This is a genomic window from Chelatococcus sp. HY11, assembly GCF_018398335.1.
GTDB lineage: Bacteria > Pseudomonadota > Alphaproteobacteria > Rhizobiales > Beijerinckiaceae > Chelatococcus.
The window spans coordinates 1,093,274-1,107,217 of record NZ_JAHBRX010000001.1 but is presented as its reverse complement, the minus strand read 5'-3'; the positions used below and the strand labels follow the sequence as shown (position 1 = coordinate 1,107,217).

11 protein-coding genes are annotated in these 13,944 nt (G+C 63.4%); 4 read left to right on the top strand and 7 right to left on the bottom strand.

Features of this window, described 5'->3' with window-relative positions:
- The first annotated feature begins 9 nt into the window (after positions 1-9).
- The 3 genes from KIO74_RS05250 to KIO74_RS05240 all read left to right on the top strand — a co-directional run bounded on the left by KIO74_RS05250 (position 10) and on the right by KIO74_RS05240 (position 4,747).
- Positions 10-1,245, top strand: coding sequence for an amidohydrolase/deacetylase family metallohydrolase (locus tag KIO74_RS05250; protein ID WP_213331023.1), 1,236 nt, complete (start codon positions 10-12; stop codon positions 1,243-1,245).
- Between the two features lie 253 nt (positions 1,246-1,498).
- Positions 1,499-2,695: an aminotransferase class V-fold PLP-dependent enzyme gene (locus tag KIO74_RS05245; RefSeq protein ID WP_213331022.1), complete on the top strand. Its 1,197-nt coding sequence runs from the start codon at positions 1,499-1,501 to the stop codon at positions 2,693-2,695.
- Between the two features lie 420 nt (positions 2,696-3,115).
- Entirely contained in the window at positions 3,116-4,747 is a 1,632-nt protein-coding gene (locus tag KIO74_RS05240) for an FAD-binding protein (protein WP_213331021.1), read from the top strand.
- Here KIO74_RS05240 and KIO74_RS05235 read toward each other — a convergent pair.
- From KIO74_RS05235 to KIO74_RS05205, 7 genes are all read right to left on the bottom strand, one after another.
- Entirely contained in the window at positions 4,731-5,975 is a 1,245-nt protein-coding gene (locus KIO74_RS05235; protein ID WP_283772117.1) for a molybdopterin molybdotransferase MoeA, read from the bottom strand. The genes KIO74_RS05240 and KIO74_RS05235 overlap by 17 nt on opposite strands.
- Complete coding sequence (gene moaC / locus KIO74_RS05230; RefSeq protein WP_213331020.1) at positions 5,972-6,472, bottom strand: cyclic pyranopterin monophosphate synthase MoaC; 501 nt, start codon at positions 6,470-6,472, stop codon at positions 5,972-5,974. Before moaC ends, KIO74_RS05235 begins: the two co-directional genes overlap by 4 nt.
- Positions 6,469-7,299, bottom strand: coding sequence for an indole-3-glycerol phosphate synthase TrpC (gene trpC / locus KIO74_RS05225; protein WP_213331019.1), 831 nt, complete (start codon positions 7,297-7,299; stop codon positions 6,469-6,471). Before trpC ends, moaC begins: the two co-directional genes overlap by 4 nt.
- Complete coding sequence (trpD, locus tag KIO74_RS05220; protein WP_213331018.1) at positions 7,299-8,330, bottom strand: anthranilate phosphoribosyltransferase; 1,032 nt, start codon at positions 8,328-8,330, stop codon at positions 7,299-7,301. The genes trpC and trpD overlap by 1 nt, the downstream gene beginning before the upstream one ends.
- Before the next feature lie 10 nt (positions 8,331-8,340).
- On the bottom strand, positions 8,341-8,949 hold the full coding sequence (locus tag KIO74_RS05215; RefSeq protein WP_213331017.1) for an anthranilate synthase component II: 609 nt from the start codon (positions 8,947-8,949) through the stop codon (positions 8,341-8,343).
- Between the two features lie 11 nt (positions 8,950-8,960).
- A complete protein-coding gene (gene trpE, locus KIO74_RS05210) occupies positions 8,961-10,478 on the bottom strand; it encodes an anthranilate synthase component I (protein WP_213331016.1) in 1,518 nt (505 codons plus the stop codon).
- A 326-nt stretch (positions 10,479-10,804) separates the two neighbouring features.
- A complete protein-coding gene (locus tag KIO74_RS05205) occupies positions 10,805-12,718 on the bottom strand; it encodes a peptidylprolyl isomerase (RefSeq protein WP_213331015.1) in 1,914 nt (637 codons plus the stop codon).
- Positions 12,719-13,071: 353 nt separating this feature from the next.
- Between KIO74_RS05205 and tpiA the strand changes: the two genes are divergently transcribed.
- Complete coding sequence (gene tpiA / locus KIO74_RS05200) at positions 13,072-13,833, top strand: triose-phosphate isomerase (protein ID WP_213331014.1); 762 nt, start codon at positions 13,072-13,074, stop codon at positions 13,831-13,833.
- Positions 13,834-13,944: the final 111 nt, after the last annotated feature.

Below are 13,944 nucleotides of genomic sequence, written 5' to 3'. Positions count from 1 at the left end.
ACAATTCTGATGCTGGAACAATGGGCCCAGGAAGCCGGAGGACGCACGCGCATCCTCGTGCGCAACGTGCGGCCGGTCGCCTTCGGCGGTGACGCGCCCGAGCCGCAGGTGGATATCTTGATCGACGAGACCGGCCGGATCGCCGCCGTCGGCCGGGGCCTCGCGGCTGACGGCGAGATGCGCATCATCGAAGGCAACAACGCCTATGTATCGCCCGGCTGGGTGGATCTGCACGCACATGTCTGGCACGGCGGCACCGACATCTCGATACGGCCGGAGCAAGCCGGCCTGCAGCGGGGCGTCACGACGATCGTCGATGCCGGCTCCGCCGGTGAGGCGAATTTCCACGGTTTCCGGGAATATGTGATCGATCGGGCGCCGGAGCGTATCCGCGCCTTCCTGAATGTCGGATCGATCGGCCTCGTTGCCTGTAACCGTGTGAGCGAACTCATCGATACGCGCTCCATCGACATGGACCGCTCGTTGGCTGTCATCGAAGCCAATCGCGACGTCATCGTCGGCATCAAATGTCGCGCCAGCGGCGTCATCGTCGGCAGCTGGGGCATCACGCCGCTGAAAATCGCGAAGAAGATGGCGCGGGTCGCCGGCCTGCCGATGATGGTCCATGTGGGCGAAGCACCGCCGACCTATGACGAGGTGCTCGCCCTTCTCGATCCGGGCGACATCGTCACCCATTGCTTCAATGGCAAGGCCGGTTCGTCGATCATCGAGGACCAATACCTCTGGGATCTCGTGCTGCGTTGCGCCGACCGCGGCGTTCGCCTTGATATCGGTCACGGGGGCGCTTCATTTTCCTTCAAGGTCGCCGAAGTCGCTCTTCAGCGCGGACTGAAGCCCTTCTCGATCTCCACGGACCTGCATCTGCGTTCGATGGATTCAGCGGTTTGGGACATGGCCACGACCATGTCCAAGCTCCTGTCCGTGGGCATGCCATTTGAGGACGTGGTGACAGCATCAACGACGGCGCCCATGACGGCCGTGGGCTTGCCTGTCGCGGGTCTGCTCGCTGTCGGGAGCGCTGCTGAGTTCACCATTTTCGATCTTGTTGATGACGACGTGACGGTGATGGATTCGCTCGGGCAGCCAGCGCATCTCACCCGGATGTTCGAGCCACGCTTTGCCATTCGGGGCGGCCATGTGGCGGAGGCCGCTCGCTACAGGCCGCGGCAACGCGAACGCGCGCCGTGCTGTGGATTCGAGGACCGCCTAACACGACAGGATTGAGGGCTGCCGGGGGGCGGAGGCGATCCATGGGGCCTCGAACAAGAGAGGAAGTGCCGCCGCCGTGGCCAGAGACATCATTCGCATGGCGGCGGCAGCACGGCAGTCTCTCTTTTCGGGGTTCCATGGATCCGCGTCGCGCGTTGCTCCGCATCGGGCGTCACATTCCAAACGTCGGGCAGAGACAGCGCGTCCAAACATGCGCTTTGGCCGCTCCCGCCGACCATCAGTCGAAACGCGTTCGCAGGAGTGATACATGAGCACGGATATCCGAATGGAGCTTGGCGTTCGCCCGATCATCAACGTGTCAGGCACCATGACCGGCCTCGGAGCTTCGATCGTCGTGCCGGACGCGGTCGACACGATCGCTCGGGTGCTGCCGCAATTTGTCGAGATCAATGACCTGCAACGCCGCGCCAGCGAGGTGATCGCGCGGCTCACAGGCGGCGAAAGCGGCTTCGTGACCGCCTCGTGCGCGGCGGGTATCACCTTGGCTGTGGCCGGAGCCATGACGGGTCAGGATCTCGCGGCCGTCGAGCGGTTGCCGGATGCGCGTGGCCTGAAGGATGAAGTGGTGGTCCTCAGCGGGCATCTCGTCAGCTTCGGCGCACCGGTCGAACAGAGCATCCGGCTCGCGGGGGCCAAGGTTGTTCCGGTGGGGCAGGTGACAAGCGCCTATGGCTACCAGCTCGCGGGGGCCATCACCGAACGCACGGCGGCGGCGCTCTATGTGGTCTCCCACCACACGGTTCAATTCGGGCAGATCCCTTTGGATGAGTTCGCCGCGATTGCCCATGAGAAGGGCGTGCCGGTGATAGTCGATGCAGCCTCCGAATATGACCTTCGGGGCTTTCTGGCCGCCGGGGCGGACATGGCCCTCTATTCCTCCCACAAGTTCCTGGGGGGCCCGACGGGCGGCATCGTCGCCGGGCGTAAGGGTCTTGTGCGTGCTGCCTTTCTGCAGAACCTCGGCATCGGCCGCGGCATGAAGATTGGCAAGGAAGGGATTGCCGGAACAATCGCCGCCCTGAAAGCCTGGGAGCGGCGCGAGCACGCGGGCATTCGGGCGCGAGAGTTCAGGGCGCTCGAGCTCTGGAAGATCGGGCTCGCCGCTCGCCCAGGTGTCACGGCCACCATTGTCGCGGATCCGACGAACAACCCTCTCGATCGTCTGCAGGTCAATATCAACCCGGAAGCGGCTCATATAACAGCCTGGGACCTCGCTGATGCGCTGGCGGCGGGGAAGCCGCCGGTCATCGTGCGGGACCACGAAGTCGAGCACGGCTATTTCTTCATGGACCCCTGTAACCTGCATCCTGAGCAGGAACACCAGGTGATGGCACGCCTCAACGAAGAGCTCGACAAGGCGCAACAGTCGAACAGTGTCATTGCAACGCCACTTGCCGAGAGGCGTAAACGGCGCGTTGAAGCACTCCTGCGCTGGCCGGACTAGGCGGGAGAGGAAGGGCGCGATCGCCCGCTCCCGGATGAAGACCCGGGACAGGGCGGGATAAGGAGGAGCCCCGCCATCCCGGAATCGCGAGCCCGCGTGATTGGGATGGCAAGGAGGGGGAGCGCGCCGTGTTGCGCTGCGCCGGGCTATAAAAGGGGCACGCGCGCCACGCTGGAGGCTCCGTTCCCGGAGATGAAGATCGACGGCTCCTTCTTTACAGGGAACGATGGCTATTACTGCTCAGAGGAAGTGTGGTTTCATGTAGAACATGAATAAATATAGTTAACGTAACAAATTGCAAAACATAGTATTTTTATGGTTGACGCAACAATTGGATGCTGAATAGATTTGCTTATCATGGAGCAATTTCCATGTGCGCGGGGAAGCGCTTGACGTTGGTGACCTTGGGGAAGGTGAGCCATGTCCACATGTCTTTTCAGAGAAGGTGATGCCATTACGCCCTCCGATCGGCAGGGCTTCGACAGGCGCTGGAGCGCGCCCAATCTGGAGCGCGTCTATACGCCGCTCACCGCCGAGGATGCGCTCAACGCAGCGGAGAATTTCATCAGGACTTATAATCATGATGAAGTTCAGATCGTCAGCGGCCGTCATTGCTACGAGAATTTCGTATACAGCGACAAGACGAAATGTATTGTCGACGTGACCGGATTGAGGGATTTCGGCCTCGACAAGGACAAGGGGTATTACATCGGAACAGGTAATGCTAATTGGGATATGTATCAGATCCTCAATAACGTCTTCGGGAAGACGTTACCTGCCGGATCGTGCTATTCCGTTGGTCTTGGCGGCCATGTGACGGGTGGCGGCTACGGCCTCCTGTCTCGTCTCTACGGACTGACCGTGGATTGGTTGACGGGCGTCAGTATCGTTGTCATCCGCAACAAAAGGGCTGAGCTTATCTATTGCGACAAGGACAAGAACGCGGACCTGTTTTGGGCGCTGCGCGGCGGCGGGGGTGGGAATTTCGGGATCATCACGCACTATTACTTCAAGGAGCTGCCACGTTCCCCTGATTATATGTATATCAGCACGATCACGCTCCCTTGGGCCAACATAACTAGAGATGTACTGTTTCAGTATTTTCAAACTTATGCCGAGAATGAGTGCTATCAGGGCCAGCAGACGTGGAACAATTTCAACATATTTCATATCAACCATAAAAAGACAGGTTCGCTCTCGCTGTCATCGTTTACTTATTATGATAAATATCTGCACGGTGACATCAACAATTTTGAACAGTATTTGCTCACCGCGACCAATGCGCGCAAGCAGCGCTATGCCAGCATCGGCGCAATTTCCAATACACCCGCGCCGCATATCGGCCACCCCGCCTGGCTGGCTGACAATGGCCTCTTCCTGACGGGAGAAGACGCTCTGCCCTATCGAAAATATACATATCTTGAGGGGACGCAGAACGTGAATGGTTCTGGGCCGAACCGATATGGGAAATACAAGTCCGCTTATCTCAAGCAGGCGATCCCGCGAGATCAGAGTGACAAGTATTTTTATTACATGACGGAGCAGCCAGACGGCGCAGATCTTAGCTCCACGCTCTTCCAGCTTGATTCCTATGGGGGGAAAATAAACAAGGTTCAATCAAAGGACACAGCGATCGCGCAGCGCTCCTCCATTGTGAAAATTCAGTACGAGACATACTGGTATGAGGATTCGCAGAATGCCAGCGCCAATACCGCTGTCGCGGAAGCCAACGTCAAGTGGCTTCAGGATATGTACAAGGACGTTTACGCGAACTGGGACGGCATTCCATTACCGCGGGGGTTCTCAGATCCGCTTGTTGATGGGTGCTATTTCAACTACTGCGATATCGATATTGGTGTGAATAACAGCGATTATTCAATGAATGGCGCTCAATATCCTATTGATAGGGCCATGACCGCGTATTTCGGCAACAATTACGTTGGGTCTTTTTCGCATCCAAGTATTTTCAGGATAAAGCAGGCGTGGAACCCGGACAACTGGTTTGCGAGCAGCCAGTCCATTCCGGCCGTGAACGCTAACGCAGCCGCATGATCCTGCAGCGCGCGCCGGCCTTCGCGGCCGGCGCATGGGGCGCGCGCAGGACAAGGGCGCCTGAGGCGGCAAGCGTGCTCAGCATCGAGCTGTCCTGCCGCCCGAAGGGGCGCACCAGCGGCACGCCATCCGGGCGATCGATGAGTTCGGCGCGCAGATAATCCTGGCGGAAGTCGTTAGCTGATAAGTCTGCCGCGAGTTCCGCCTCCTCGCTCATGTCGGCGAGCGCGTCGGGATCACCGCCCAGCCGGCGCAGAAGAGGTATCAGGAAAAGCTGGGCGCAGACGATTGCGGAGACCGGGTTTCCCGGCAATCCGAGGATGGCCATGTCACCAAGCCGGCCGTGCATGAGGGGCTTGCCCGGGCGCATGGCGATCCGCCAGAAGCCAAGCTCCATGCCCTGGGCCGTCAGGGCCGATTGCACGAGGTCGTGGTCGCCGACGGAGGCCCCGCCCAGCGTCACCAGCACATCGGCTTTGGCCTCTCGGGCCGCGTTGATGGCGGCTTCAAGAGCGACGAAGCTGTCGCCGGCGATGCCAAGATCGATCACCTCCGCGCCCTCGTCCTCGGCCATCGCCGCCACGGCGTAGCTGTTGGACGCCACGATCTGGTCGGGGCCCATGGGTTCACCCGGCCGAACCAGCTCATCGCCTGTTGCGAGGATCGCCACACGTGGACGCCGGCGGACGGGCAGGGCACCATGACCCATGGCCGCCGCAAGGGCGAGGAGCCGCGCATCCAGCCGCGCGCCAGCACGGATGAGCACCTGGCCGGTTGTGAAATCGAGCCCGGCGGCACGAATATTGGTTGATGATGATGACTGGGCGGTCACAACCACATCATCGCCATCGCGCGTCGTGTCTTCCTGGATCACGACACGGTCGGCACCTGCCGGCACCGGCGCGCCGGTGAATATCCGCACGGCCTCGCCCGGACCGAGCGTGCCCTCATAGCGATGCCCTGCGGCGCTGGTTCCGATGACGCGAAGCGTCGCGGGCAGGGAGCTGACGTCGATGTCGCGAACCGCGTAGCCGTCCATCGCCGAGGCGTCGAAGGGCGGCTGGGTCCGCAACGCCTCGAGATCCCGAGCGAGATAACGACCACGACAGACGGCAAGCGGCAGTCGCTCGGCCGGTAGCGCTGAACCCGCCATGCCGACGATCGTCGAAAGGGCGTCCGCCACCGATGTGAGGCCGACGCCCCCCGCTTTCTTGCCTTCTCCGCTCAAGCCTCGTCCTCCTTGCCGGGCTCCGCGGCCCGGAAATCACCGGATAGCCCGCCGCTTTTGGCGATGAGGCGGATATCGCCGATTACCATGCCGCGATCCACGGCCTTCACCATGTCATAAATGGTGAGGCAGGCGATGCTCGCCGCCGTCAGCGCCTCCATTTCGACGCCGGTCGGTCCGCTGACCTTTGCCGTCGTCGTCACCCGGACGCCTGGCAGCGCGTCGTCCAGCGCGAGATCCACCGTGATCTTCGACAAAGCGAGAGGATGGCAAAGCGGGATGAGGTCATGGGTCTTCTTGGCGGCCATGATGCCGGCAAGACGCGCGGTGCCGAGCACGTCACCTTTCTTCGCATCACCCGCGCGGATCAGCGCCAGCGTCTCCGGCCTCATCCGCACCACACCCTCGGCGGTCGCCGTGCGGCTGGTCGCCGGCTTTGCCGATACGTCGACCATATGGGCCTGGCCGGTGGCGTCGAGATGCGTCAGGCCCTTCACGGCCGCGCCGCCTCGCCGAACAGCAAAGCGCGGGTCGCCGCCGCGACGTCGGCCTGCCGCATCAGGCTTTCGCCGACGAGGAGGGCGCGGATGTTGGAACGCGCGAGGCGCTCGACATCCGCATGGGTGAAGATGCCGCTCTCGCCGACGATGATGCGATCTTGCGGGATGCGGGGCGCCAGGCTCTCGCAAACCGCCAACGACGTTTCAAAGGTCCGCAGGTTACGGTTGTTGATGCCGATGAGCCGCGTCCCAAGCGGCAGAGCGCGGTCGAGTTCGGCCCCGTCATGCACCTCGACAAGAACGTCCATGCCGAGGTCGTGCGCCGTATCGACGAGTACCCGTGCCTCGTCGTCACTGACGCTCGCCATGATGACGAGAATGCAATCGGCCCCCCAGGCCCGCGCCTCGAAGACCTGGTAAGGCTCGAACATGAAATCCTTGCGCAAAGCCGGCAGGCCGGAGGCCGAGCGCGCAGCCTCCAGATATTCCGGTTGCCCCTGGAAGGAGGGGGTATCCGTCAAGACGGAGAGGCATGTCGCGCCGCCCTCGGCATAAGCCCGGGCGAGTTGCGGCGGATCGAAATCGGCGCGGATCAGGCCTTTCGAGGGGCTTGCCTTCTTGACCTCGGCAATCAGTGCCGGGCGTCCCTGGGCCATGTGGCTGGCGATGGCGTCAGCGAAGGGACGGACCGGGGGAGCCGCCCCGGCGCGGCGCTCGACTTCCGCCAGCGGTACAAGCGCCTTGGCGACCTCGATCTCGCGACGCTTGTAGGCTTCGATATGGGCGAGAATGTCTCCCGCAGGGGCCGTTTGGGCCACGCTCATCACTGATGCTCCTCCGGCGCCGCGTTTGAAACGCGCACGAGATCCTGAAGGACCTTGCGCGCCGCGCCACTGTCAACGGCCTTCGTCGCCAGCACCAGTCCTTCCTTGAGATCGTTCGCCTTGTCCGCAACCACAAGGCCCGCCGCCGCATTGAGCAAGGCGATGTCACGATACGCGCCCGGCTTGCCGTCGAGCACATCGCGCAGCGCCTGCGCATTATGCTCGGGATCGCCCCCCTTCAGATCTTCCGGTCGCGCGAGCGAAAGGCCGAGTTCCTCCGGATGCACGGAGAAGCGCCGGATCTGGCCATTCTCCAGTGCCACCACGTCGGTGCGCGCGGCAACCGTCAGTTCATCAAGGCCGTCGGTGCCGTAGACGGCCCAGACTTTCTCCGAGCCCAGCGTCTTCAGCACCTCGACAAGGGGCGCGAGCCAACTCTCGGCAAAGACGCCGAGCACCTGGCGTTTCACGCCGGCTGGATTGGCGAGCGGGCCGACCAGATTGAACAGCGTGCGTGTGCCAAGTTCCGCGCGAACGGCCGCGACATGGCGCATCGAGCCGTGATGGGTCGGCGCAAACATGAAGCCGACGCCCGCCTCGCGGATGGTGCGTGAGATGCCCGGCGCATCCTGGCCGACCTTGACGCCCAGCGCCATCAACACGTCGGCGGCGCCTGACTTCGAGGAGGCGGCGCGGTTGCCGTGCTTGGCCACGACGACGCCCGCCGCCGCTGCGATGATGGAGGCGAGCGTCGAGACGTTGTAGCTGCCGGAGTTGTCGCCGCCGGTGCCGACGATGTCGATGGCGTCGGGCGGGGCGGAAACGCGCAACATGCGCGCCCGCATGGCCGACACGGCGCCGACGATCTCGTCGACGTTCTCGCCACGGACGCGCAGTGCCATGAGGAACGCTCCACTCTGGGCGGGCGTCACCTCACCGGAAAGAAGGGTGTCAAAGGCGGCCCGCGCCTCGTCGCGGCTCAGCGGGGCGCCGGTGGCGACTTTGGCGATGAAAGGCTTGAAGGCATCCATGGCGTTCCCGTCAGTTATGGTTGTGGCGTTGCGTCCGGTTCCAGACGGTCGCCAGATCGAGGAAGTTACGCATGATCGTCGCGCCATGCTCGGAAAGAATACTCTCCGGATGGAACTGGACGCCATGCACTGGATGATTTTTGTGTGACAGGGCCATGATCAGGCCGTCATCGCTCTCGGCGGTGACATCGAAAACATCCGGGCAGGTCGCGCGATCGACGACCAGCGAGTGGTAGCGGGTCGCCTTGAACGGCTCGTTGATGCCGCGGAACACGCCGTCTCCGTTGTGGCGAACCTCGGAGATCTTGCCATGCATCGGAGCCGGCGCCCGCACCACCGCACCACCATAGGCCTGCCCCATCGCCTGCATGCCAAGACAGACGCCGAAAATCGGAATCGACGGACCGGCCTCGGTGATGAGGCCGAGGCAGATGCCCGCCTCGTTCGGCGTACAGGGCCCAGGCGACAGCACAATGGCATCCGGGCGACTGGCCACGACATCCGCGACGCTCAGCGCGTCATTGCGATGAACCTCGACGTCGGCGCCCGTGCCTGCGACGAGATGCATGAGGTTCCAGGTGAATGAATCGTAGTTGTCGATCAGAACGATACGCGTCATGGCGGAACCTCCTACTGCCCGCGCCGGGCATTCGCGGCGAAGCGCACGGCTTCCTCCGCGGCCCGGAAGGCGGCTTTCGCCTTGTTGACGCATTCGACCTGTTCCGACTCAGGATCGGAATCGTAGACGATGCCGGCGCCTGCCTGAACGGACATGCGCCCGTTCTTGACCAGCGCGGTCCGCAGCACGATGCACGTGTCCATCTCGCCGTCGGCGCCGAAATAGCCGATGCAGCCGGCATAGGGGCCGCGCTTGTCCTTCTCCATTTCGTCGATGATCTCCATGGCGCGCACCTTCGGCGCGCCGGAGACCGTCCCAGCCGGGAAGGCCGCCACCAGGGCATCGAGGGCATCGCGCTTCGGATCAAGCCGGCCCTCGACATTGGATACGATGTGCATCACCTGGCTGTAGTACTCCAGGAAGTAGCTGTCGGTGACGTTGACGCTGCCGATCGCCGAAACCCGGCCAGCGTCGTTGCGGCCGAGGTCGAGCAGCATCAGATGCTCGGCGCGCTCCTTGGGGTCCGCCAGGAGTTCCTCGGCGAGCGCCCGGTCCTCCGCCGCCGTCGCGCCCCTTCGGCGCGTGCCGGCGATGGGGCGCACAGTGACCTTGCCATCGCGGACCCGCACCAGGATTTCCGGGCTCGAACAGACGATCTGGAAATCCAGGAAATCGAGGAAACACAGGTAGGGCGAGGGATTGAGCCGCCGCAGCGCTCGATAGAGCGAGAGCGCCGGCAAGGTGAAAGGCGCGTCGAAGCGTTGGGAGAGCACCACCTGGAAGATGTCGCCGGCGCGGATGTAATCCTTCGCCTTGTCCACCATGGCCTTGAAGCGCTCCGGTGTGGTGTTGGACACCGGGGTGGGGGCGGGCAGGTTCGCCACGTCCGGTCCGCTTTCCCGCGGCAGGGGCGCGTCAAGCGCCGTCAGCGCCTCCTCGATGCGCTCCACGGCCGCCTCATAGGCGACCTTGGCTGACACGCTACCCTGCGGACGCACCGGGGTGATGAGCGACAGCTCGTCCCTGACGGAATCGAACACCACCATCACGGTGGGGCGCACGAGGATGGCGTCGTCCAGATCGAGCGCATCCTGCGGGCCACCGGGCAGGCGCTCCATCTGGCGCACCATGTCGTAGCCGAGATAACCGAACACACCGGCCGCCATGGGAGGCAGGCCCGCGGGCAGGGTGATCGCACTTTCGGCGATCAGCGCGCGCAGGCTGTCCAGAGGCAAGCGATCATCGGGGACGAAGGTGGAACGACGCAACGCGGCGCGATTGATCTCGACCTTGCCGTCCCGGCATCGCCAGATCAGGTCGGGCTTGAGCCCGATCATCGAATAGCGGCCGCGGGTGGCGCCGCCCTCGACCGATTCGAGAAGGAAGTTGGGAAGGGTGCCGCCGGCGCTGAGCTTCAGATAGGCGGCGACTGGGGTTTCGAGATCAGCGACGAGACTTGTGCTGAGAACGCTGGCTTCGCCTTTTTCATAGGTAACGGCGAAGTCTTCGAAAGACGGTGAAAACAGCATGGCTTGTACTGAGGTCCGAACCGACCGTTTGGAACCGGGCGGGAAACCTCACCTTTTCAATTAGGGAGCGTGACCAGCGCGAGGGGTGAAGTCGCGTGATACGTCCAGATCACCGTGCCTCCGGACAGACCTGCCCAGAGGGTCGTCGCGCCCGTCTCCTTGGAAGCGGGCATACCTGAGAGCGACGATCCCACGCCAAGTGCATTGCCCGGCAGGAGGACCACTCACGCTCTCATGGTTCGCGGGCTATACCTGACCCGCCGCCGCAACGCCAGAGGCTTGACGAGATCGGCCTCCGCTCGTGCGGTCCGGGTGCCGGCTCGCGATCAGAGATCGCTATTGCCGAAGGCGTTGTTGATCGCCTGCTGGTTGATGGTGACGCCGAGCTCGCTGCGCAGCTTGGAGGTGTATTCGCTGATCAGATCTTCCCCGACAGCGGTCCGCATCTGATCGCGAATGCGGATCGCGTCGCCGGTCGATGTGATGTAAGGCGGCACGGTCGCCTCGGTCACGACAAAGACAATGCGTGTGTCCCCGTTGGTCCCGGCTGCTACGGATCCGGCCTTTCCGGCCGGCACTGCGAAGATTTGCGTCACGGCGGGCACGGGCAGGTTACCGCTTGCCGTGCCGCGGGCGAGCCCGGTCGCGGTCTGGACCGGCAGGGACAGTTCGGTCGCGATCGCCTGGATGGCCTCGCCCTTGTTGAGGCGCTCGACCAGCGCGCGCGCCTTTTCAGACAGCGCCTGGGCAATGGCGTCCTCACGCCAACGTGTCAGCACCTGCTCACGCACCTCCGCGAGTGGGCGCTCGTGGGCCGGATCGACGCCGCGCACGTCGAACCACTCATATCCGCCATTGCTCAGACGGATCGCCTCGTTGTCGGCACCGACGTCCGAGGCGAAGATCGCGGTGAGGAGTGCCGTATTCCCGGCGACGCCCGGAACGGGCTGGCCGTTCTTGTCGTTTCCGGACTGATCCACCGCGGCGATCGTCTGTGCGGTGAGGCCAAACTCCGTCGCGATATCCGTGAGAGGCCTGGCTGCCAGACGCTGGTCCTCGATGCGGTCGTGAATGTCGTTCATCCGGTTCTGCGCGGCCGAGAGGGCGAGCCCCTGACGAATCTCCGCCGAAACCGCCTCAAGCGGCTTCACCGAAGCGGGCTCGATGGCGGTGACGCGCACGATCACCGGGCCGAAGCGGCCCTCGACCGCGCCGCTGGCTGCACCCTGCGCGAGCGCGAACACGGCGTCAGCGACGGCGGTGTCGATCAATTCGGTCTTCGCAAATGTCCCGAAGGCCATATCCTTTTCGGCAAGCCCGCGTTCTGCGGCGATAGCCTCGAAGGTGGCGCCAGCCGCAAGCTTTGCCGCGGCGGCCTGGGCATCGGCCAGATTGGGGAAGGTGATACGCTCGACGGTGCGGCGCTCCGGCGTTCCGAAACGGGTTGCCTTGTCCGCTTCATAGACACGGCTGACATCCGCCTCCGACACCGCGTCGGGTTTGGCGAGCGCCTCGGGGGTCAGGATGAGCGTGACGACATTGCGATATTCGGGAGCCCGGAACGCCGCCTTGCGCGCGTCGAACCATGTCTGCAGGGCGGCCTCGTCCGGGTCGGCGATCGTGCCTACGCTCGTTGCCGGCAATACGACATAAGACGCGGCACGACGCTCGGCGCCGTAGCGATACACGGCTTCCTGCAGGGCGATCGGCGTCTCGAGCGCGCCCATCACCCCCTCCAGCAACTGCCGGCGAATGATGACCGCCCGTTGGTCTCGGAGATAGGACGCCTCGGTCAGCCCGTTGTAACGCAGCAGCTCATCGAAGCGGCGGCGATCGAACTGACCTGCGGCATTGCGGAAGACCGGGTCGTCCATGACGGCGCGCGCGAGATCCGCATCCGAAATGGAAAGCCCGAGCTGGGTGGCCCGCACATCCAGCGCCGCTTCGTTGATCAGCTTGTTCAGAACCTGCTGCTCCAGCCCGATCCGCCGCGCCATCTCGTTGCTGATCGGCTGGCGCAGCTGCTGCTGCAGGCGCTGCAGATCGTTCTGATAGGTGTTGCGCAGCGTCTGGACAGTGATTTCCGTCTTGCCCACATTCGCCGCGGTATTGGCCGCGTAGCCCTGGAAGATGTCGCCGACGCCCCAAAGACCGAAGGACAGAATGAGGAGGCCGAACAAGACCGCGATGATGAGGCGGCCTATGATCGATTTTCCGGCGTTGCGAAAACTGTTCAACATGAGAAGCGGGGTCCGGTCTTAATCAGCGTGAGGCGTTTGTGGCGACTGGGCACAGCCGAACTCGACCCGGCCAGGCAGAGCCCGAACGAGCAAGGTGGCGGATCATAGAGAGCACGCTCCTGAGCCGCAATGGACAAAGGCAGTTGGCAACGTCAGGTCTGCGTGAAAATCGGCAGCACGAAAAGCGCGACCGAAGTTCGGCGTCATCGACCTGCCGGGACATGAGCTAATCAGGACGCGGGCCAGTCGGAACGCCCTTATGAACGAACCCCCGATGAACCGGACTAGGCGATACCGCCCGCACGCGTTAAGGATCGATTCGATCGCAACACCGACGACAAGGGAAATGCTTCATGGCTCATGGTCATCTGCGTCATCTCGTGGCTGGAAACTGGAAAATGAACGGCCTCAGGGCCTCCACGGGTGTGCTGGAAACGGTGATCGAAGGCCATGACGCCGAACTCGCGGCCCGGGTCGACCTGATGGTCTGCCCGCCGGCCACTCTCATTGGCGCTTTCGCGGCCAAAGCCGATGGATCGACCATCGCCATCGGCGGGCAGGATTGCCGTGCGGAACCGTCGGGTTCCTTCACGGGCGATATCGCGGCTGAAATGATCGCCGATGCGGGTGGGTCGGCTGTCATCGTCGGCCATTCCGAGCGCCGCACGCTTCATGGCGAGAGCGACGCCGACGTCCGCGCGAAGGCGGAAGCCGCTTGGCGTGCAGGGCTTCTGCCCATCGTCTGCGTCGGTGAGACGCGTGAGGAGCGCGACGGCGGTCGCGCGTTGGCGGTCGTCGTGCGGCAGATCGCCGGCTCGCTGCCGGACGCACTGCCCGGCGATGTCGTCGTCGCCTATGAGCCGGTCTGGGCGATCGGCACGGGCCTGACCCCGACGGTGGCCGACGTTGCCGAGATGCATGGCGCCATTCGCCGGCAGCTCATCGAGCGCTATGGCGAGGCCGGAGGCTCCATCCGGCTTCTCTATGGTGGTTCGGTCAAGCCCGCCAATGCCGCCGAACTCATGGCGGTCGCGCATGTGAATGGCGCGCTGGTGGGCGGGGCAAGCCTCGTGGCGGATGATTTTCTGGCGATCGCAAGAGCCTGCGGCGTCTGAGAACAGCACTTGATCTCTTGCCAACCCATCACGATCTGCCGTCTGGGCAGGGAAGATCTGCATGGGGCGCGGGCAATTCTCCCTCGCAATGGTCTTTCCTCGCGGACGGGG